The 20,509-nt window shown below is 58.0% G+C and carries 17 protein-coding genes; 8 read left to right on the top strand and 9 right to left on the bottom strand.

The window, feature by feature from the left end:
* Positions 1-610 precede the first annotated feature (610 nt).
* The gene (locus LKE90_RS01680; RefSeq protein WP_291491101.1) at positions 611-1,579 is read right to left on the bottom strand and encodes a TauD/TfdA dioxygenase family protein; all 969 of its coding nucleotides are present in this window, start codon (positions 1,577-1,579) and stop codon (positions 611-613) included.
* A gap of 300 nt (positions 1,580-1,879) precedes the next feature.
* On the opposite strand from LKE90_RS01680, the gene LKE90_RS01675 reads away from it, so the two are divergent.
* Genes LKE90_RS01675 through LKE90_RS01660 form a run of 4 tightly spaced genes read left to right on the top strand, consistent with a single transcriptional unit; the run spans position 1,880 to position 6,465 of the window.
* Positions 1,880-2,257, top strand: a complete 378-nt coding sequence (locus tag LKE90_RS01675; protein WP_291491100.1) for a TonB-dependent receptor plug domain-containing protein — start codon at positions 1,880-1,882, stop codon at positions 2,255-2,257.
* A 15-nt stretch (positions 2,258-2,272) separates the two neighbouring features.
* Positions 2,273-4,168 carry a TonB-dependent receptor gene (locus LKE90_RS01670; protein ID WP_291491099.1) on the top strand — a complete coding sequence of 632 codons (1,896 nt, stop codon included), beginning with the start codon at positions 2,273-2,275 and terminating at the stop codon, positions 4,166-4,168.
* Between the two features lie 32 nt (positions 4,169-4,200).
* A complete protein-coding gene (locus LKE90_RS01665; RefSeq protein WP_291491098.1) occupies positions 4,201-5,424 on the top strand; it encodes an MFS transporter in 1,224 nt (407 codons plus the stop codon).
* A gap of 36 nt (positions 5,425-5,460) precedes the next feature.
* Positions 5,461-6,465: an aldo/keto reductase gene (locus LKE90_RS01660; RefSeq protein ID WP_291491097.1), complete on the top strand. Its 1,005-nt coding sequence runs from the start codon at positions 5,461-5,463 to the stop codon at positions 6,463-6,465.
* Between the two features lie 20 nt (positions 6,466-6,485).
* Here the strand turns inward: LKE90_RS01660 and trhO are convergent, their stop codons facing one another.
* From trhO to LKE90_RS01645, 3 genes are read right to left on the bottom strand one after another with little or no spacing between them, the layout of a single operon-like run.
* A complete protein-coding gene (gene trhO, locus LKE90_RS01655) occupies positions 6,486-7,445 on the bottom strand; it encodes an oxygen-dependent tRNA uridine(34) hydroxylase TrhO (RefSeq protein ID WP_291491096.1) in 960 nt (319 codons plus the stop codon).
* The gene (locus LKE90_RS01650; RefSeq protein ID WP_291491270.1) at positions 7,432-8,256 is read right to left on the bottom strand and encodes an ABC transporter ATP-binding protein; all 825 of its coding nucleotides are present in this window, start codon (positions 8,254-8,256) and stop codon (positions 7,432-7,434) included. Before LKE90_RS01650 ends, trhO begins: the two co-directional genes overlap by 14 nt.
* A gap of 32 nt (positions 8,257-8,288) precedes the next feature.
* The gene (locus LKE90_RS01645; protein WP_291491269.1) at positions 8,289-9,338 is read right to left on the bottom strand and encodes an ABC transporter permease; all 1,050 of its coding nucleotides are present in this window, start codon (positions 9,336-9,338) and stop codon (positions 8,289-8,291) included.
* Positions 9,339-9,575: 237 nt separating this feature from the next.
* On the opposite strand from LKE90_RS01645, the gene LKE90_RS01640 reads away from it, so the two are divergent.
* Positions 9,576-10,973, top strand: coding sequence for a lytic transglycosylase domain-containing protein (locus LKE90_RS01640; RefSeq protein WP_291491095.1), 1,398 nt, complete (start codon positions 9,576-9,578; stop codon positions 10,971-10,973).
* Between the two features lie 57 nt (positions 10,974-11,030).
* Positions 11,031-11,621, top strand: a complete 591-nt coding sequence (locus tag LKE90_RS01635) for a peroxiredoxin (protein WP_291491093.1) — start codon at positions 11,031-11,033, stop codon at positions 11,619-11,621.
* A gap of 289 nt (positions 11,622-11,910) precedes the next feature.
* On the opposite strand, the gene LKE90_RS01630 is transcribed toward LKE90_RS01635, so the two are convergent.
* The 5 genes from LKE90_RS01630 to LKE90_RS01610 form a co-directional block, all read right to left on the bottom strand.
* Positions 11,911-12,447, bottom strand: a complete 537-nt coding sequence (locus tag LKE90_RS01630) for a hypothetical protein (RefSeq protein ID WP_291491092.1) — start codon at positions 12,445-12,447, stop codon at positions 11,911-11,913.
* A 437-nt stretch (positions 12,448-12,884) separates the two neighbouring features.
* Positions 12,885-14,060 carry a radical SAM family heme chaperone HemW gene (gene hemW, locus LKE90_RS01625; RefSeq protein ID WP_291491268.1) on the bottom strand — a complete coding sequence of 392 codons (1,176 nt, stop codon included), beginning with the start codon at positions 14,058-14,060 and terminating at the stop codon, positions 12,885-12,887.
* Positions 14,061-14,086: 26 nt separating this feature from the next.
* Positions 14,087-16,078, bottom strand: coding sequence for a potassium transporter Kup (locus tag LKE90_RS01620; RefSeq protein ID WP_291491091.1), 1,992 nt, complete (start codon positions 16,076-16,078; stop codon positions 14,087-14,089).
* Positions 16,079-16,175: 97 nt separating this feature from the next.
* Positions 16,176-16,871, bottom strand: a complete 696-nt coding sequence (locus LKE90_RS01615; RefSeq protein WP_291491267.1) for a YggS family pyridoxal phosphate-dependent enzyme — start codon at positions 16,869-16,871, stop codon at positions 16,176-16,178.
* Between the two features lie 269 nt (positions 16,872-17,140).
* Complete coding sequence (locus LKE90_RS01610; RefSeq protein WP_291491090.1) at positions 17,141-18,142, bottom strand: glycosyltransferase family 2 protein; 1,002 nt, start codon at positions 18,140-18,142, stop codon at positions 17,141-17,143.
* Positions 18,143-18,331: 189 nt separating this feature from the next.
* On the opposite strand from LKE90_RS01610, the gene hisG reads away from it, so the two are divergent.
* The gene (gene hisG, locus LKE90_RS01605) at positions 18,332-19,066 is read left to right on the top strand and encodes an ATP phosphoribosyltransferase (RefSeq protein ID WP_291491089.1); all 735 of its coding nucleotides are present in this window, start codon (positions 18,332-18,334) and stop codon (positions 19,064-19,066) included.
* A gap of 66 nt (positions 19,067-19,132) precedes the next feature.
* Positions 19,133-20,425: a histidinol dehydrogenase gene (gene hisD, locus LKE90_RS01600; RefSeq protein ID WP_291491088.1), complete on the top strand. Its 1,293-nt coding sequence runs from the start codon at positions 19,133-19,135 to the stop codon at positions 20,423-20,425.
* Positions 20,426-20,509: the final 84 nt, after the last annotated feature.

Raw genomic sequence — 20,509 nt, 5'->3', positions numbered from 1 at the left:
GATTGAAGATTCCGTCACAAGTCTGAAAAAATTTATATGGTCGGAGGGTGAGATATTTTCTCATCCTCCGACCATTTTTCGTAAAAATTCCTACTCGACAGAACGAAAATTTCCTTCACCATTCAACCACATGCATTTTTCAACAATCGTTTCATTATAGCCATAAAAACGATTGCACTTCTCAGAGCTACAAATGCCTGGCATTCTGCTGAATGATTTACGTCACAACTTCATGGAAGGCGGGCAGTAGATGCTGGTTCTAGAAACCCTGCCCTTTCAGCCTCACTCCAATCATCACGTCGATATTTCTATCAGAACAACCAACCAAAATAGGCTTTTAGAACCTGCCATCGTGCCGAGACGGATTTCACTGGCAATACGCCATTTTGGAGAAGTCCGCGTTGTTTCATGCTGCCTGTCTCCTGCTTGAACAAGTTTCCGACCGAAGGCAGGCAGCGCTTTGAAAAGCATCACAAGGAAGAAGGGATATTGTCGGCATCAAATAATCATGTGGCATTAACTGGAGATTTCATTTCTCAAGTAAATTGCCCCAAACAGATTTCCATATCCGTATTTCATCCCGAATTATCCTGTCATTTTGGCAGGATGGTCAGAGCGTCAATGGAATACGTTCACGTGTTTCCCATGCATAAATCTCTTCTCCAAGAGCAACCGGATTATCTCGACCGTCTACAATCTGCTCACTTCTTTTACCCGTGACACTGACGGGTGTATCTCCCACCAGCGTCACACGCTGCAACTCCCTGTGCTGTGCGCCAAAATCCGCTGTTGCACGATGCTGCGTCGATCTGTTGTCCCAGATCGCTATATCGCCAGCCTGCCAGTACCACGTCACCGTGTTTTCCGGACGTGAAATATATGACTGAAACAGATCAAGAAGCGAACGTGAATCAGGAAGATTGAAGTCAGCAAGGCGCTGAATAAAGTTCGCCAGGAGCAGGCACTTCTCTCCTGTCTCCGGATGAACATGCACGACTGGATGTTTTGCCTCAAAAATGCGGGCAGCGAAAACATTCGCCTGCCACCGCACGAATTCCCAGTCTCTCTCGGACACCAGATCTGTATGGTCGTAGGCATTATTCGTATGAATTGCCCATATTTTTTCAGCAAGCTCCTGAAGTGGTTCTGGAAGCATTCGATAGGCGCTCGCCGTATTCGCCCACAGGGTCGCACCACCATACTCTGTCGGCTCAACGCACCGGAGTATGGAGGCCTTCGGGAAGGACTTCATGAATGTCATGTCCGCATGCCATGTGTTGGCTGCACGTCCATTACGGGCCTTCAGTTCGAAGATATGGCTAGTCCCTTTCGCACTGGTCACAGTGGGGTGCGGCACCAACACGCCAAAACGTTTACCCAACTCTTCCTGCTGAAGGCTGGAAAGCGATTGCCCTCTAAAAAAAACAACTTTGTGTTTTAGTACATTATTCCAGATGAGGCTTATTATGTCCTCATCAAGGTCAGGTGAAAGACTGACTCCCCTGATTTCCGCTCCGATGTTTCCACCGATTCTGTGTACCAAAATATCATCGATCTTCTGAGAACCATCTGTAGACATACCAAGCACTCCTTTTATCCACCATTTTTCCCGTTAGAATTCAAATCGAAAGACGATCAAAATAAAAAATAATTACCTTATTTATCAATTATATATAACAAAATCTCTCATATTTCACTATTTTATAAAGCAATAAAAAACTCTCATAATCAGCCAAAAAGAACGAATTTAATCATAAGAAATGCTGCATATCCTGATTTCAAAAATATAACAACATTGACTGTGTGTGTTTTATGGATAAGAAACACATTCACGAATCGCAAAAGTTAAATTTAACTATTTATGACGGTAGATACCTAGATGACCGCTTTCTCTCAAAAGCTCCGCCGGATCACACTGAACACGTCAGTAACGTCGCTCGGCTGTGCTTTGGCCATGAACGCAGTTGCTGCCGCGCCTCACACATCCGGCGCAAAAAAGGCAAAGCCCGTCGCCCTACAGGCCAGCAAAACTGAAGAAGTGACGGTTTCAGTACGTCGCCGAAGCGAACCTCTGCAGAAAGTTCCTGTGGCCACATCGGTTTACACCGCGAAACAGGCGACGAAGGACAATGTCCATGACCTCCAGGGCATTTTCCAGTTCATCCCTTCCGCGAACTTCAGAGCAAATGCCTCCTCCAAAGACCGTGCAATTTTTGTGCGGGGCATTGGCACCGTTTCCACATCACCCGGTGTATAGCCATCCGTTTCAACCGTGATCGACGGTGTTGTTCTGGCGCGCCCCGGCCCGGCAACGGCCGATATCCTCAATCTTGATCACATCGAGGTCATGCGCGGCCCGCAGGGAACGCTCTTCGGCAAGAACGCCTCAGCCGGAGCCGTCAATATCGTGACGGCAGCCCCCACAAAGGATTTTCACACCTTTGCTGAAAGTTCCTATTTCTCTGGCAATGAATACCGTCTGACGGGTGGTGTTTCAGGCACGCTCGTTCCTTCAAAACTCATCGCGAACGCTTCTTTTCTGGTAGGTGGTTTTGATGGAAACGTCACCAATCTTGCCACGCATGACATGGTGAATGGTTACGAACATCGCGGGGCCCGCACCAAATTTCTCTGGACCCCCGACGAGAAGACCAATGTCACCCTCGGTCTTGATTACATGTATCAGAACGACCGTGTGCCTACCGGTGTCTATTCCTCTTCCCGCAATATCGCTTACCCCACGGGAGCCGTGACCCTGAATCCGGCTCTCGCGTCAGCCCTGACGGCGGAAGGCATCAAACCTTCGAACAACAACACCTCCGTCAGCAATAATACCAACAGCCAGTCGGTGGACCATACGGGAGGCGCCGCGATAACGCTCGATCGTGATATGGGGCACGGATACAAGCTGACGTCGATTTCAGCCTATCGTCGCTGGCAGAATATTCAGGATCAGGATTACGATGGCCTCGCTTACGTACACGCGGGTCTGCCACAGGTCCGCGATCACGGCCAGCTCAACTTCTGGCAGGCCTCGCAGGAAGTCCGCATCGCATCACCTCGCGGACACTTCTTTGATTATGTCGCCGGTTTTTATTACCTTCACAGTGTGGACAGGGAGGTTTACACACGCTCCCTGTCCGCATCAGGTACCAACGCACGCGGACAGTCCCGTTACGGCACGGTCAACAACAACTATGCGATGTTTGCCGAAGGTAATCTGAATTTCACCCGGAATTTCAGGGCCATTCTGGGGCTACGTCTTCTTCGCGACGATATCGGCTACGATATGTCCCGCGTATCGAGTTCGGCAGTCGCCGTGACAGGCATTCGCCCCTCCTATGCTTCGTCAGGTTCAACCGCACGCAATGGCTATGTCGATCGAATCGGGCTGCAATATGACATAAACCCCGACATGCACGCCTATTTTACGTACTCTCATGGGTACAAGGGGCCTGCCTATAATGTGTTTTTCAATATGTCGAACACGGACACGCAGGCGCTCAAGCCCGAGCAGAATGACAGTTTTGAAATCGGCCTGAAATCGCAGTTCTGGCATAAGAGGATCACAGCCAACCTGACCGGTTTCATGGAGAACTTTACAAACTATCAGGCCAATTTTCTCGATCAGGTCGCAGGCGGCACTGTCTACCGCATGATCAATGCGGGTTCGGTCTCATCCAAAGGCTTTGAGGGAGATATTTCCGCCCGTCTTCTGCCGGGTTTCACCCTCGGCGGAAACTTTGCCTACACCTATGCTGTCGTGGACAAATTCAATTGCCCTGCCGGTTCTCCCGCTTCCTGCAATGTCAACGGACAGCCCCTGCCCTTCGCACCCCGCTGGAAATTCGTTCTCAGCGCTGACTATGCGCGTCCGCTCAACGACCGCTTCATAGCCTCTGTCGGCAGTGATTACGTATGGCAAAGCCGCACCCAGTTCTCCCTCACCGAAACTCCGGATACGGTGCAGAAAGCCTACGGCATCTGGAATCTGAACGCTGGTCTGGAAGACACGAAACTCCGACTGAAGCTTACACTGGTCATGCGTAACGCGATCAACACGCACTATGCTTCTTACATGAGTTACGGCGCAGTGGGCGGCGTGCTCAATTCGCTGCCCCGTGATTATGGCCGCTACGGAGGCTTCGTCCTCAGAAAAGATTTCTGACAATGCATGTCATAGACAGCGAGAGTCTGCCCATGCCTGTCCGCAGTCCGTCAGCAGGGTGGACCACGCCTCTCCTGTTTGGAATCATCGTTATTGCCGCCGCCGATCGACAGATCATGGCGCTCCTGAAACCGATCCTCGACTCAACCTTCGGCTGGAGCGCAAAAGACTACGCGGCGATTTCAACATTTACACAGGTTGCAAGCGCGTGCAGCCTGCTGGTCGCAGGCTGGCTTGTCGACCGGCTCGGTCCGAAACGCACACTTGGTATTGCGATGACAGGCTGGAGTCTCATGACCATCCTGCATGCTGTCGCCCGGACCGTCGTTGATTTCATCTGCATCCGTTCAGCACTGGGTGCGCTTGAAGGGGCGGGAATGCCGAGCTTGATGAAGGTCATCGCAACCAGCATCGCACGAAAAAAGCGTGCAAAGGTCATCGGCTATCTCAACGCCGCACCCAACCTTGCGGCCATTCTGACCCCGTTCCTCGTGACCGTGCTGCTCTCCTTCACCGACTGGCGAAGCATCGTGATCGGTCTGGGAGGAGCCGGACTGCTGCTGGCCCTTCTCTGGCAACTCAAGGCAACGCCAGCACCGTCAGAAAGAACGTCTGCTTATAACATTCACCCTTCATACGAGCGGAAAGCAGATATCCGCCGCATGTTCACGGTGTTTTCCGCCAGCAAGGTTTTCTCGGATGCCACATGGTGGATCACCCTGTTCTGGCTCCCGGACATTCTGCATTCACATTTTCATCTGACGATGCAGGCAACCAGCACCGCAACCGGAATCGTTTATATCGGCGCTGCGGCAGGGGCGATGCTGGGCGGCGTCCTACCCGCACGCTTACAGGTCATCACAGGCTCTCATGAAATCGCACGCCGGTTGATCATGGGCGTTGCCGCGCTCTGCATCATGCCGATGTCGCTTATCTTCGTAACGTCCTCATTGCCTCTCGGAATCGGACTGCTGACACTGGCCCTGCTGGCTCATCAGGTTTTTTCCAGCAATCTGTTCGGCATCGCCACCGAGTGGATGCCCTCCGTTCAGGTCGGACGCCTGACCGGAGTGGGAGCATTCTGCGGCAACCTTGGTGGCGCATCCCTTCTCTGGCTGACAGGGTTCGTGCCCATGCCTTTCATCCTTGCCGGATGCGGAACAGCCTATTTCGCTGCCTGGGGTGTACTCGCCGTTGGCGCCTCTCCCCGCTGGCTCGAACGCGCCTTTCCGCAGTTCCTTGGCGCCAACATCTGAACCCTGTAGATTTTCCCACAATAAAGGAACAATCCCATGAACTGGTCCCCCGACACCGGACGGTATGATAACGCAACTTTCCGTCGCTGCGGTCGCTCCGGCCTCGACCTGCCGCTGATATCTCTGGGCCTGTGGCATAATTTTGGCGATACCGACGTGTTTGAGACGGGTCGCGCCACTCTTCGCCGTGCTTTCGATCGAGGCGTCACACATTTCGATCTCGCCAACAATTACGGCACGCCTTACGGATCAGCCGAACAGAACTTCGGCAAAATTCTTGATCTTGATTTCCGTCCTTTCCGCGATGAACTGATCCTTTCCACAAAGGCTGGCTGGGACATGTGGCCCGGTCCTTACGGCAATGGCGGCTCACGCAAATACCTTCTGTCATCGCTTGACCAGAGCCTACGCCGCCTCCGGTTGGATTATGTCGATATTTTCTATTCTCACCGCCCGACACCCGATGTTCCTCTTGAGGAAACGATCGGCGCGCTCGTGCAGGCCTACAGACAGGGGAAAGCCCTCTATGTCGGCATTTCTTCCTACGACGACGCCACGACACGACAGGCGGAAGCAATCCTGCGACAGGAGGGCATTCCCCTTCTCGTGCATCAACCCTCCTATTCCCTGCTGAACCGGGAGATTGAGAAGGACCTTCTGCCCGCCCTCGATGAACTGGGCGTCGGCTGCGTTGTGTTCTCCCCGCTGGCTCAGGGCGTGCTGACCGACAAATACCTCTCGGGTATTCCCGCGGACTCCCGCGCCGCCAGAAGCCGTTATCTGGACAGGAACAGTCTGACCGAGGACCGGCTTGCAACAGTCCGCGCTCTGGCGGACGTCGCAGGCAAAAGAGGGCAGAGCCTCGCCCAGATGGCTGTCGCGTGGACCCTGCGGGATCGTCGCGTCACGTCATCCATCATTGGCGCGCGTAACGTGAAGCAGCTTGATGACACGCTCGATGCGCTGAAAAACATTACATTCAGCGAGAGCGAGGAACAGACCCTGAATCGTATTCTCGCCGGAGAAGCCGTTTCGCCCTGAAGCAGAATCCAGAAACCAGCCTACTCCGCCGGCCCCAGATGGTGCGTCCCCCGTCTGGCGGCCAGACGGGTCTGCTGCTCACGATCGGCATACCGACGACGCTGCGCCTCCGTCCGCTCGTCATGGCAGGCCGGGCAACTCACCCCTTCCTCGTAGAGCGGTGAGGCCTTGTCCTCATCGCTGACCGGACGGCGGCAGGCATGACAGACGGAATACTGTCCCTGCTCAAGCCCGTGCTTCACCGTCACGCGCTGATCGAAGACGAAGCATTCGCCATCCCAGAGACTCTCTTTCTCCGGGATGGTTTCAAGATATTTCAGAATCCCGCCCTTGAGATGAAAGACATCCTCCACCCCTTCCGCCTTGGCGAAAGCCGTGGATTTCTCGCAGCGGATGCCGCCCGTGCAGAACATCGCCACTTTCGGCGTGCGTCCCTGTGCGGCAAGCTCGTCCCGTCTGGCGCGAAACCAGTCTGGAAATTCACGGAACGTCGTAATCTTCGGGTCGATTGCCCCACGAAACGTTCCGACCGCGACCTCATAATCATTGCGGGTGTCGATAACGATCGTATCCGGATCGGAAATCAGGCTGTTCCAGTCCGCAGGGTCAACGTAGGTTCCGACAATGGCGCGCGGATCAACACCCGGCACCCCCATCGTGACAATCTCTTTCTTGATGCGCACTTTCATCCGCAGAAACGGCAGTTCAGCGGCGCGGGATTCCTTGACCTCCAGATCGGCACAGCCCGGCAATGCGCGGATATGCTCCAGCACCTTGTCCATAGCCCCGTCACTACCGGCAATCGTGCCGTTGATGCCTTCTTGGGCGAGAAGAAGGATGCCCCGAATACCCAGTGAACAGCACAGTTTAGCCAGAGGGCCACGGATCACCTCACAATCCTCGAACGGCGTGAAGCGATAGAGCGCGACAACCCGAACAGGCAGCGTGGTTTCGGACAGATTATGATCAGACATGAGCATTCATCGCTTCCGTATAAGCCTTCAGCACATCAGAAGCCGGGCCATCCATTTTCACACGCCCGCCTTCAAGCCAGATAATCCGCGCGCACCATTCTTCAAGGACAGGCAGCGAATGGGACGTAATGACCAGAATTTCAGCCCCATCCACGACGTTGGCAAGACGCGCCCGCGCCTTGTCCTGAAACCGGGCGTCTCCTGCCATGAACCATTCATCCATCAGCAGTATCTGCGGCGCGATGGCCGTCGCCAGTCCGAAGCCAAGACGGATGGCCATGCCTGATGAATAGAGCCTCAGAGGCAGGTCCATGAATTCGCCCAACCCGGCGAACGTTTCCACATCCTGCTCAAGCTGTTTGAGCTGGGCCGACCGGAGAGCCTTGTGCTGCGCGAGCAGATAGATGTTCTCACGCCCGGTCAGCGCAGGATTCATCCCCGAATTGGTGTCGATCAGCGTCTCGACCGAACCCCGCACCGTCACCATGCCGGGCTGCGCGAGATAGATTCCGCCCAGCACCCGCAGAAGCGTGGATTTCCCTGCCCCGTTATGACCAATCAGACCGACACGTTCCCCGCTTCGGATCGTCAGAGAGAGATCACTGATGGCGCGCACTTCCAGCACACCGGGCGTGTTCTCGCTCATCCGCACCTCACCGCCCGTCCGGGAACCGCGTCCCAGCGCCAGCGGACGCTTGACCTTCCCGAACAGGCTTTTCTTGAGCGAACGCGCTCCACCGTGGAAGATCGGAAAATCGAGCGTCAGATGCTCAAGCCGGATGAGCGCCTTCGACTGCGCCGGTTTTCTGACGGTCATGCCGGGAGTGGATGCGGAGCCTGTCACGTTCGTCAGATCCAGAAGGCGAGTTGCGCCCGCGAGCGCGAAAACACAATGAGACTGCTGATCCAGAGCAGCACGCTCAGTCCGATGGCGACACCCCATATCAGCAGGGACGGCATATCCCCGGTCAGAGGCTGGCGCACAATTTCCAGCAGGGAGTAGAACGGGTTGAAAACCAGCCACCATCCCCGCGCTCCAAGTTGCCGGGCGCTCCAGATGATCGGCGTCACATAGAACGCAACCTGCACGATGCTGGCGACGATAGGCGGAATATCCCGGTACCGGGCCGCGACCGACCCCAGCAGCAGGCAGAAGGCAAACGCATTCAGCGCCCAGATGAGCAGTCCCGGCACGGCAAACAGGGCGACCGGTCCGGGCAGCAGGCCGAAGATCACATAGACTCCCACCGGCACGACAATGTTGTAGCCGAACATCACGCCGTTACGGACCAGCACGCGCAAAGCCTGTAAGGAGAACGGCAATCGGGTCGCCCGGATCGAGCTTGCAGCATTGATGAAGCAGGAGCAGGCGTCCTGTGTCACGCCCGCGACCCCGATCTGCCAGAGGATCATGGAAATCGCCAGATAGGGCAGATAATCCTTCAGGACGATATGAAACAGGTGGCTGTAGATGCCGCCCATCGAACCGATCATCACCGCCGTTCCGAGCGTGAGCCAGAGCGGTCCCACGCGTGATCCACGAAACTGGAGCCTGATGTCGAGCCAGCCGAGAGACACGGCCAGACGCCACAGGCGCAGACCTTCCCCGATATCCGCCAGAGCCAGACTCAGACGGGAACGCCGGGCGCTCTGTTCATTATCAGGATCGAGGTCACTCTGCTCCCCATCATCCATATCCGTAGCGGCAGACGTGCCGCCGTGCGGCAGGAGCGTCTGCTCCATGCTCTCCTGCGCGGAGATGGTCGGTGTCACTGCGGAACGCTGGCCGGTCGAGGCTGTCATGGTCCGATCGCGTAGCCCATCCGGCCCACATGCGGCAACTCCCGTCAGTCTCCCGCCTCCCGGAACCGTGCCGCTCTCTGTCGTTGTCAGGTCCACCAAAAGACGACTCCACCTGCGCCACGATAACGTCACAATTCGAAGCCAAACGAGGATTCTCAGGACCGGGTTCGTGTGCAAGGCGGATAAATCGCGTGCATCCTGCCGCATTGAGGGTTATTCCTGCGCTTTGAAACACAGGGTGGAAAGGGGAGATACGCTTTGCGGACCGGGAACGAGAGACCGATGCACCACGCGCCCGGGTTTTCCCCGTGTCACGCCAGAACATCCACTCCCATGAACAGTTCAAAATCCGCGCTCTCCCGTGTCGCCAGCCAGCTTCAGGCTCCCGCCGTTCTCGGCCTGCTCGCCCTCCTGTCGGCCTGCGCCGGTCAGGGGCCGCAGTCCGACCTCCAGATCCCCATCGCGCAGGAAGAAGCGCGCTACCGGGCACACGCAAAATCCTATTACGCCCCTCCCGGCTCAAGCGATGATCCGTGGGGACCATACATCACCGAAGCCTCCCAGCGTTTCGATATTCCGGAAATCTGGATTCGGAGCGTGATTCAACGTGAATCCGGCGGTCGGCTGTTCCATAACGGCGAACTGGTGACCTCCGCCCCCGGCGCAATGGGCCTGATGCAGTTGATGCCGCCGACCTACGACGCCATGCGCAGCCAGTATAATCTCGGCGACGATCCTTATGATCCGCATGACAATGTGCTCGCGGGAACCGCCTATATCCGTCAGATGTATGATATCTACGGATCACCAGGCTTTCTGGCGGCCTATAATGCGGGCCCCGGTCGGCTTGAGGACTTCATCTCCCGCAATCGCACCCTTCCGCGTGAAACCCGGAACTATGTCGCCGCCATCGGACGCGAGATCGCCGGGATTTACCCCAACAGCCGCTCACAGGCCGATCTTCTTGTCGCCAGCCATACCTCCGGCCAGAACGCGGAATATGCCGCGGCGGCGCCACCGGCAGGCAGCGCCGCCAGTGTCCGCAACGCCTGGGCGCAGCGCGCAGCCGGCAACACCCGGCCCGTCGAGGTTGCGGAAGCCCCGACATCTCCGACGGAAGACACGACACCAGTCGTTCCGACTCCGGCCTACGCCAGCCAGATGGCTCCGGTCTCCAGCAATACCGAGTCTCCTCAGGCCGTCAGTTCGGTGTGGGCGGCGCGCATGAAGTCCAGCGGCGCAAGCACGGAAACGGAAGCTGCGGAACAGCCCCAAGCTTCGGCTGACACATCGCCCACGCAACCCGTGGTCATCAATGACAGCGCCATGCCTGCGACACTTCCGGCCCGCAGCGCCAACCGCTTCGCTCTGATCTCGTCTGCCTCCGCCGCGTCCGCTCCGCTGCCCTCCCGCGCAGCCACCGTGACGAACAACCACATCAAGGCGCCGGTTGCCGAGAGCGCGGCCGCAGCCACATCCCGGGTGTGGGCCATTCAGGTTGGCGCGTTCAGCACGCCATCCCTCGCCCAGACCGCCGCCAGCCGCGCCCGCTCCAAGGCAAGCAATGACCTGTCTTCGGCCAGAACACAGATTGCAAGCGTCCGTCTGGCAAAAGGCCAGATCTATCGCGCGCGCCTGACCGGTCTTTCCCATTCGGAAGCGACGGCCGCCTGTCATCGCCTCGATGCCGGTTCGTCCAATTGTGTGGTTGTCTCGCCCGAAGGCATCTGATCGCCGCACGAAGCAGCCGCATTCATCGGCCTCATTCACCAGCAGGGAACGATTCTTATGCTCCTACGCAAATGTTTCGGTCTGACCCTGATGACTGGTCTTCTGATGACTGGTCTTCTGATGACTGGCATTCTGGTGACTGGCCTGACACTCACGCCGCAGGCCAGCGCCGCCCTGCAGACGGGCGCCAAGGCTCCTGTTTTCACGCTTCCAGCCAGTCTGGCGGGACACAAATTCAATTTCTCACTGGCAACAGCGCTGAAGAAAGGGCCTGTCGTCCTGTATTTCTATCCTGCCGCCTTCACACCCGGCTGCACGATAGAAGCGCATGACTTCGCGGAGGCTATGGATCAGTTTCAGGCCCTGAAAGCGACCGTCATCGGGGTTTCGATGGATCAGTTCGATACCCTGAAAAAATTCTCGGTCAGCGAATGTCGCAATCGTTTCGCCGTCGCCGCCGACGAGAGTGGGGCCGTTTCCGCGCTCTATGACGCCAGACAGTCCCATGACACCCATGCCGCACGCATGTCGTACGTCATCGCGCCGGATGGAAAAATTCTGATGAGCTACGAAAATCGCTCGCCCGACCAGCATGTGGCCCAGACTCTCAGCACGCTCCAGCAATGGAAAGCTGAATCATCCCGATAGTGCAGCAGTCGTCCTTGATGACTTCTGCGATCAGGCTTGCCTGACCCTTCTGCCGGGGGATGACGGAGCGCTAACGCGAACCACACCAAAAGCGCGTCTTTGGGAACCGTTTTGTCTGTAATACATTGGGGGCATGGGGCCTGTGGTCCCTACCGGGGTGCGGGCAGCGCCCGCTTCGATCCTGCAAAGTCCAGCCCGTTATACCGGCCTTACTGCTTTCTTGTTTTAAGTCATCTTCTTACGTGATCAGATGAACCATCTCATCACGATCTGCTCCAAAGGGCGGCGGTCACCCGCCCTCCCACTGAACTTTCCTGAGAAACCACTGAAGCTCCAGAACGCTGCTCAGGCGGGAGCCTTCCGCAGTGTCGATCAGCACGCCACTACGGCTACGAGGCTCGATCAGCCCCCATTTCACCAGATCGCCACGGATTTTGGCGTCGTCATACTCGTACCCTTCCCGCACGACCTCTTTCAGCCGTTCGACAATGGAGGCGAGGAGCGTGAGATCAGCTGCATGCCGCGCCAGCATACTGCGCCTCACCTCCGCGACTGCCTGCATGGCAACCCGCGGAACCTCACCCTCCTGAACGAGAGGTGTGATTGTGTAGCCAAGATTGAGGTAACGCTCGGGATAGTCGGTGGTGAGCCACTTCTCACGGCCCGCCGCTTCGACAAGCCATGCCTCGACCTTCGCCTCGACCTGAGGCAGGGCGAAGTTTCCGCTCAGAACCTCATCAGGCGTTGGTGAGTCCTTTCGCCCGGCAGACTGCGCTTCTTCCGAAGAGTGCTGTTCCGCCCGATCTTCAGGCACATCCTTATTCAACAGGATTTTGCTCCTCCGTGGGCACCGCCAGGGTAATTCATGACCAAAGTTGTCGCTGATCCGACAGACACTCCGCCAGAACGGCGGACATGCCATCTTCCACCAAATTCAGTAACGGGAAAACAGCCTTGCCACATTTTTCAGACGATGAGTAATGTCTCAATACATAATCCATTTCTATCGCCGACCATAGAGCCTGTACCTGCTTCATCGTAGAACAGGTTTTCGTCCGGCAGAAATCAACTGAACGAATGACCATCTCAGAAAGAGAGCCTATTGAGAGCGGCATTCGTTCAGACTGAATCGCGGATGCCGCTCTAAGCCATTGTTTATCGAGCAATTTTATCCGACCAGACGATTCAGTCTAATCGGATGTTGCTCTAAACGCTCCGAACCGTGAACTTCCATTTTGGCGAAAATCAGACCGGTTCGGTCGATCACAACACAAGCCGGGGCAAAATCGCTTCCAGCCTCACGCGCCCCGACGGCGTCGCCACCAGTCCTCCGCCGGAAAGCTGCCGCAGATATCCCTCTTCCAGACAGAGTTGCAGCACGCTGTCATCAAGAGCCTCAGAAAAAGCGCAGCCTGTCCGGGCCTCGAAAGCGGCGCTGGAAACACCCTCAGCCAGTCGCAGCCCCATCAACAGCATCTCCCGGGAACGATCCAGCCGGTCCAGAGGCTCCGCACTGGTTTCGCCCGAGCCGGTCTGCTCGACTTTTTCCGCCCATATCTCGGGCGCACGATGACGGCGCGTCGCCAGCAACTGCCCGCCCCACGTCAGTCGCCCATGCGCTCCCGCACCGATGCCGAGATAATCCCCGTAACGCCAGTATGTCAGATTATGGCGGCTCTCCGCCCCCGGCACCGCGTAATTGGAGACTTCGTAAGCCGACAGACCGTGCCGTGCCGCCACCTCTGTCGTATCGTCATAAAGCGCCGCCGCCAGATCTTCATCCGGCAGAACCAGCTTCCCCTGACGAAACAGTCCTTCAAATTTCGTACCGTCCTCAATGGTCAACTGATACAGCGAGACATGGTCAGCGACGAGATCAAGCGCCTGCGCAAGCTCAGTGCGCCAGTCCTCCCGCGATTGTCCCGGACGGGCATAGATCAGATCGAACGTCACCCGGGGAAAGATGCGTCGCGCCATTTCCAGCGCCCGCACGGCCTGCCCTGCCGAATGCTCGCGACCGAGCATCTTCAGCGCATCATCACGCAGGGACTGAACCCCCAGCGAGACCCGGTTCACACCAGCGTCACGAAATCCCTGCAACCGGGCCGCTTCCACACTCGTCGGGTTGGCCTCCAGCGTGATCTCGATATCAGAATCCGCGTCAAACAGCGTCCGGGCGTCCTCGATCAACTCCGCCACGCCTTCCGGCGGCATGAGAGAGGGCGTCCCACCCCCGAAGAAGATCGATGTCAGGGACCGGCGACCAAGACGCGCGGCTTCATGCACCAGTTCTTTCCGCAGGGCCGCAATAAAACGTTCGGACGGGATACGTTCCCGCACATGGCTGTTGAAGTCACAGTAAGGGCACTTGGCCAGACAGAATGGCCAGTGGATATAAAGCGCGAGAGGCCCGCCATCCGATGACGGGCCTCCCTGCATGAGAGATGAAGACATTGCCACAGGTCTCAGATGGCGACCTTCACGCCAAGCTCCACAACGCGATCCATCGGAATCCGGAAGAATTCCGTGGCGGGTGTGGCGTTCCGCGCCATGAACATGAACACCGCCATTCGCCAGCGCGCCATCTTCGGCACGGAGGAGCGGGCGATCAGTTCACGGGAAATGAAATAGGACGCCAGAGTCGGGTCGAAGTCGATGCCGTTGGACTTCAGTTCTTCCAGCGCACGCGGAATGTTCGGGGTTTCCATGAATCCGTAACGCAGAATGACGCGGTAGATGTCATGGGACAGTTCCTCGACCATCACACGATGCCCGCGATCCGCCTCAGGCTGGTCGAGGTTCTGGATGGTCACGAACAGCACATGATCATGCAGAACCTTGTTGTGCTTGAGGTTGTGCAGCAGGCATGGCGGCACAAAGTCCGGCGTGGCGGTCAGAAACACGGCCATGCCCGGCACGCGCACGGTGCGGGACTGCGGCAGACGGGCGATGAACGAGCCCATCGGCAGACTGTCCTGTCCCTGCCGGGCGATGATGAGGCTGCGCCCGCGTTTCCAGGTCGTCATCATCAGCGTGAGGACGCAACCCAGCATCAGCGGCACCCAGCCGCCATCGGGAATCTTCAGCGCGTTGGCTGAAAAGAAGATCGCGTCAATCAGCATGAACGGGATAAAGGTGGCGTAGACCGTCTGAGTCGACCATTTGAAATGCGTGCGGAACACGATGAAGCATAAAGCCGTCGTGCAGATAAAGGTGCCGGTCACCGCGATGCCGTACGCGGCCGCCAGCGCGTCCGAACTGCGGAAGGCCACAACCAGCAGGATCGCGCCCACCATCAGGAAACGGTTGAAATCCGGCAGATAGATCTGCCCCTCTTCCTCGGCGTTGGTATGCACGATCCGCATGCGCGGCAGATAGCCAAGCTGGATGAGCTGTCTGCACACCTGAAAGCCGCCCGAAATACCGGCCTGACTGGCAATGACCGTGGCGAAGGTCGAGAGGATCACCAGCGGAATCTGCATCGAATGCGGCGCCAGCATGAAGAAGGGATTCGCCAGCGCCGCAGGGTCCGCCATCACCAGCGCGCCCTGTCCGAAATAGTTCAGCACCAGCATCGGCAGCACGAAGAACAGCCACGCATAACGGATCGGCTGACGACCGAAATGCCCCATATCGGCATAAAGCGCCTCGGCACCGGTCACGCAGAGCACAACGGACCCGAGCGCCATAAAGGACAGGGTGCCGTGATGGATGACGAACTGGATGGCGTAGAGCGGAGAAATGGCGAACAGAACCGCCGGATGATGCAGGATCTCAAGAAGTCCCATCACCCCGAGCGTGCCGAACCACAGCAGCATGACAGGACCGAAGACCGCCCCCACCTTGCCGGTGCCAAGCCATTGCACGCTGAACAGGCCGATCAGGACGGAGATGGCCATGGGAATGATGATTTCCTGCGCAGCAGGGAAACTCACCTCCACGCCTTCGATCGCCGAAAGCACCGAAATGGCGGGGGTGATGATGCCGTCACCAAAGAACAGACACGCTCCGACGATCCCGACCAGACCGAGGATGATCCTCATGCGGCTGCTGGAGGCGCCACGCTGGGCGAGCGAGGTCAGTGCGAGAATACCACCCTCCCCGTTATGATCAGCCCGCATGACGAGGAGCACGTATTTCACGGTCACAACGATGATGAGCGTCCAGAAGATCAGGCTCTCAATGCCCAGAACTTCCGCGTTCTGCACCGGATGGTGCCCGGAAACGACTTCAATGGTGGAGCGCAGCGCATAGAGAGGGCTGGTACCGATATCACCATACACCACACCCAGCACGCCAAGGAGCGCCGCGAAACCAACGGGGGGTGTCTCGTGCTCGGCCTGATCAGCTCCGAATTCCGTCACTCTCGGGCTCTGATGAGCGCCTGCCGCCGCACCCTTGCCCGCAGCAGCAGGCGACGCGCCGTTACTGTCAGACGATGTCTCGTGTCCGGTCATTCTTCGCGTTAACTCCCTTACGCGGGGCCTGTGCGGGTTTTCACACCAGGAAATCCGCGTCTTCGGAAAATCGTTGCCGGAGATTTACCGGCTCAGGTCAGTCTCCGGCAACCCCTGCGGGTCTCTCGCCGAAAATGGCTGTTCCCACACGCACGAGAGTCGCGCCCTCGGCGATGGCCTGCGGATAGTCAGCCGACATGCCCATCGAACGCACGGGAAGGTCGTGCTCATCGGCCAGCGAGCGTAAAAAACGGAAGTGCGGAACCGGGTCCTCACCCGCTGGCGGAATACACATCAGCCCACACAGTTTCTCTCCGAACCGCTCCCGGGTCATACGGATAAACGCATCGGCTTTTTCTCGCGGAACCCCGAATTTCTGCGGTTCATCACCAGTGTTCACTTCCACCAGCAGGTCCGGCATGCGCCCCTCCTGATCCGCCGCCTTCGCCAGCGCGTCGGAAAGAGAGGGTCGGTCGAGGCTTTCGATCACATCCGCGATCCTCACGGCCTCCCGCGCCTTGTTGGTCTGAAGACCGCCGATCAGATGCAGGCGAAGATCGGGATATTGCGCTCGGAGCCGGGGGAATTTCTCCGCCGCTTCCTGCACCCGGTTCTCGCCGAACACTCTCTGTCCGGCATGCAGGGCGGCTTCCACCGCGTAGGCCGGATGAAACTTGGACACGGCGACCAGCGTGACAGAATCAGACGGTCGCCCGGCAGTCTGCGCGGCTTTTTCAATCTGCCCGCGAACCTCATCCAGAGCCCTGCTGATAGATACGGCAACCATTTCCATGGAATATCCGTCAGAATGTGGGAGAGTCATGTCCTGCACCTTGCGCTTTTGTCATGCCCGGTCAAGAGGTCGTCCCGTCATCGTCCGATTGTGGTTATGCGCCCGGACGAAACTGCCCCTGACAAAACTGCGGGGACGACGCTTTCCCGCCTGCTGCTGCGCCCACCGGACCGCATGCGACTGGAAACCAGTCCCGCGCCAGTCTTGTGCAAGATGGGACACATTCCTTGATAGGAGCCCTATGATAGGAGCGGAACGACGCAGGCATATCAGTCCAGCCGCCGTTTTTCTCCCATACCGAAGGCGAGATAGTGATAGAAGGCCTTCATGCCCGAGGCGGCGACATCAGGATAAAGTTCAAGATATTTTCCGGCGTCGAAGGTTCGGGTCCGGGTCATCCGCCCCTCCTCCACCTTCACCAGTTCGGCTAGATCAGTGGGAACTGCCGGTTCCGCGGGCTGCATCGTTCCAAAAAATTCAGAGCGCAGCCCGATTGCCCTGAAATGGTTCAGCACACCGGGGAAGCGCAGATAGACCCCGTTTCTGAAGCGCCCGAGATATTCCTCTTCCGTCATGAAGAAATACTCGATCAGGTGCATGCCCGCGCCGACAAAACCTTTCAGCGCTTCAAGGTCCGTCACGTCCACCCTGTCACGCAGCTTGCGGGAGGCATGCTCCACCAGCATGTCGAACGGCTTATGGTGCATGTGCAGATAGGCCAGCCGTGTCTCGGCAAAACCTTTTTCCACCCGCGACGTAATCGCATGGTAGCCGAGATCGACCTCTTCGACGGTTCCACTGGCGACGAATTTCTTCGGAAAATCCATCGGCATGAAGCAGCCGGGCACACCGGGCACGTTTCCCGGACTGAACCGGATCTGCATCGCCCTTTTCTCTCCGATCAGTTCATCCAGACAGGCATGAACCGCCTCTCTGGAGCAACTGAAACCGTCTTCCGTGTAAACGGAGAGAAATTCGTCACAGTCAACCGGGATCGCAAAGTCGTATTCTTCCGTCGCATCCCAGAACTGGATGATGCGGCGGGCATATTCACCCTTCGCCTCGAAATCCTTGGCCTTGCCCAGCCCGCGAAAAATCCGCGCCCCGGCCTTTTCATACCGGTCGAGCGTGGCGAGCACCTCGGGTTCGACGGATCCATTATCCAGAACGACAAGGTTTTCAAAACCGAACAGGTATCCGTAGTGCCTGAACCACGCTTCCAGCAGCAGGGTTTCATCCCGCTGCATCATCACACATTTCACACGCGCCATTCGCGCAGCACCCCGATCGGCCTTGACATGAAGCCACCCTATAGCCGGGGTGGTTAAAACTCTATTCCTCCCGGAACAGACAGTTTTGGCGGAGTGTTCACTCTATGGTAAACGCCGCTTCGACCTTACACTGAAGCCGCATCCCGCGGCCTGTAGCCCGGCATCCGGCCGGGCGACCCGGAGCATCACATGACCCTCGACCGGACTACGGACCTCGCAGCGAACGCCCCCGTCACCAGAGACGAGACGACGCATGCGACCCATCATCCGGATAACAGGCTGATTCTGGCGCTTCCCAAGGGCCGTATCCTGAAAAGCGCTGGTCCCCTGCTGAAAAAGGCGGGCATCATCCCATCTTCCGACTGTCTGGACGAAAGCAGCCGTCGCCTGCGCTTCACCACCAATGATCCGAATCTCGACGTCGTGCGGGTCCGTTCCTTCGATGTGGCGACCTTCGTGGCGCAAGGTGGCGCGCATCTCGGCATCTGCGGCGCGGATGTCATTATGGAGTTTGATTACCCGGAACTCTACGCCCCGCTTGATCTCGGCATCGGCGGCTGCCGGGTTTCCGTGGCCCAGCCGATCTCCGATTCCCCGGAAGAAGGCCCGACCCGCCTGTCGGAAATCCGTGTCGCCACGAAATACCCCTCCATCACGCGGCGTCATTTCGCCGCACGCGGCATCAATGCCGACATCGTGCATCTGCATGGCGCGATGGAACTGGCCCCGATGCTCGGCCTCTCCCGCGTGATCGTCGATCTGGTCGATACGGGCTCCACCCTGCGCGCCAACGGCCTGCGCGAAGTGGAAACCATCGCCCACATCACAAGCCGTCTGGTCGTCAACCGTACGGTGATGAAGACACGCCCGCAGGAAATCGCACGCCTGATCGCCAGCTTCCGCGATGCGCTGGCGACGCCCTGATCCCCCATCTTCAGTAGACTCATTTTATCCGGCCCGATTTCACCGGGCAGAAAGACAGAGAACATCATGAAACGTCTTGATACAGGCTCCGCCGACTTTGAAGCCGGTTTTGTCGCGCTGCTGGCCGACCGTGAGACGGAAAGCGGTCGTGTGGACAAGCCCGTCACCACCATTCTTGAGGATGTCCGCACCCGTGGCGACGCCGCCGTCTGCGAACTGACATCAAAATTCGACAGGCTTCCGCTAACGCCAGAGCACATGCGTATCACTGCGGAAGAAATCGACGCGGAAACCGCGAAAGTGCCGCAGGACCAGATCGACGCCCTCAATGTGGCCGCGTCCCGCATCGAAGCCTTCCACCGCGCCCAGTTGCCTAAGGATATGGAGTTTACCGACGCCGATGGCGTGACGCTCGGCCAGCGCTGGAACGCGCTCGACGCCGTAGGTCTCTATGTGCCCGGCGGCAAGGCGGCCTACCCCTCTTCCGTGCTGATGAACGCCATTCCGGCCCGTGTAGCAGGTGTGGAGCGGCTGGCCATGTGCGTGCCGACCCCGGATGGCGTACTGAATCCGCTGGTGCTGGCTGCTGCGAAACGTGCCGGCGTGACCGAGATTTACCGGATCGGCGGCGCACAGGCTGTCGGCGCGATGGCATACGGCACGGAGACGATCCGTCCCGTGGACCGCATCGTCGGCCCCGGCAACGCCTATGTCGCGGAAGCCAAGCGGCAGGTGTTCGGGCGTGTCGGCATAGACAGCATCGCCGGTCCTTCCGAGGTCGTGGTGGTGGCGGACAACCAGAACAACCCGCGCCTCGTCGCGCTGGATCTGATGGCGCAGGCCGAACATGACGAACTCGCACAGTCGATTCTGATTACGAACGATGCCGTCTTTGGTGACGCCGTGGCCGCTGCCGTGGAAACGGAGCTGAAAACGCTGACCCGTTCGGCCATTGCATCCGCGAGCTGGCGCGACTTCGGAGCGGTCATCATCGTCGCCGACTGGGATGAAGCCGCGAAGCTGGTGGACCGGATCGCGCCCGAGCATCTTGAACTGATGCTGGATGATCCCAAATCAGTGTTCGCAAAGGTACGGCATGCCGGTGCGGCGTTCCTCGGCCGCTTCTGCCCCGAAGCGGTCGGTGATTATGTCGGTGGCCCGAACCACGTTCTGCCGACCTCCCGCACGGCGCGGTTCGCATCCGGTCTTTCCGTTTATGACTTCCTCAAGCGGACGACCTATATCGCCGCCGACAGAGAAGCGCTGGAAAAGATCGGGCCCGCAGGCGTTACATTGGCGAATGCGGAAGGTCTTGAAGCCCACGCGCTGAGTATTTCTGCGCGTCTCGGCAATTCGTGACTCGGCAAAAATCAGCCCGAACTTGACCCGGGGGCTCGGGCGCGGCCATAAGACCGCCCTTGACCAGCTATTTCAAGCAACCGG

Origin of the sequence: Acetobacter sp. (genome assembly GCF_022483985.1) — a bacterium.
Classification (GTDB): domain Bacteria; phylum Pseudomonadota; class Alphaproteobacteria; order Acetobacterales; family Acetobacteraceae; genus Acetobacter.
The sequence above is the reverse complement of the archived record's forward strand: the minus strand, read 5'-3'. Positions and strand labels throughout refer to the sequence as shown.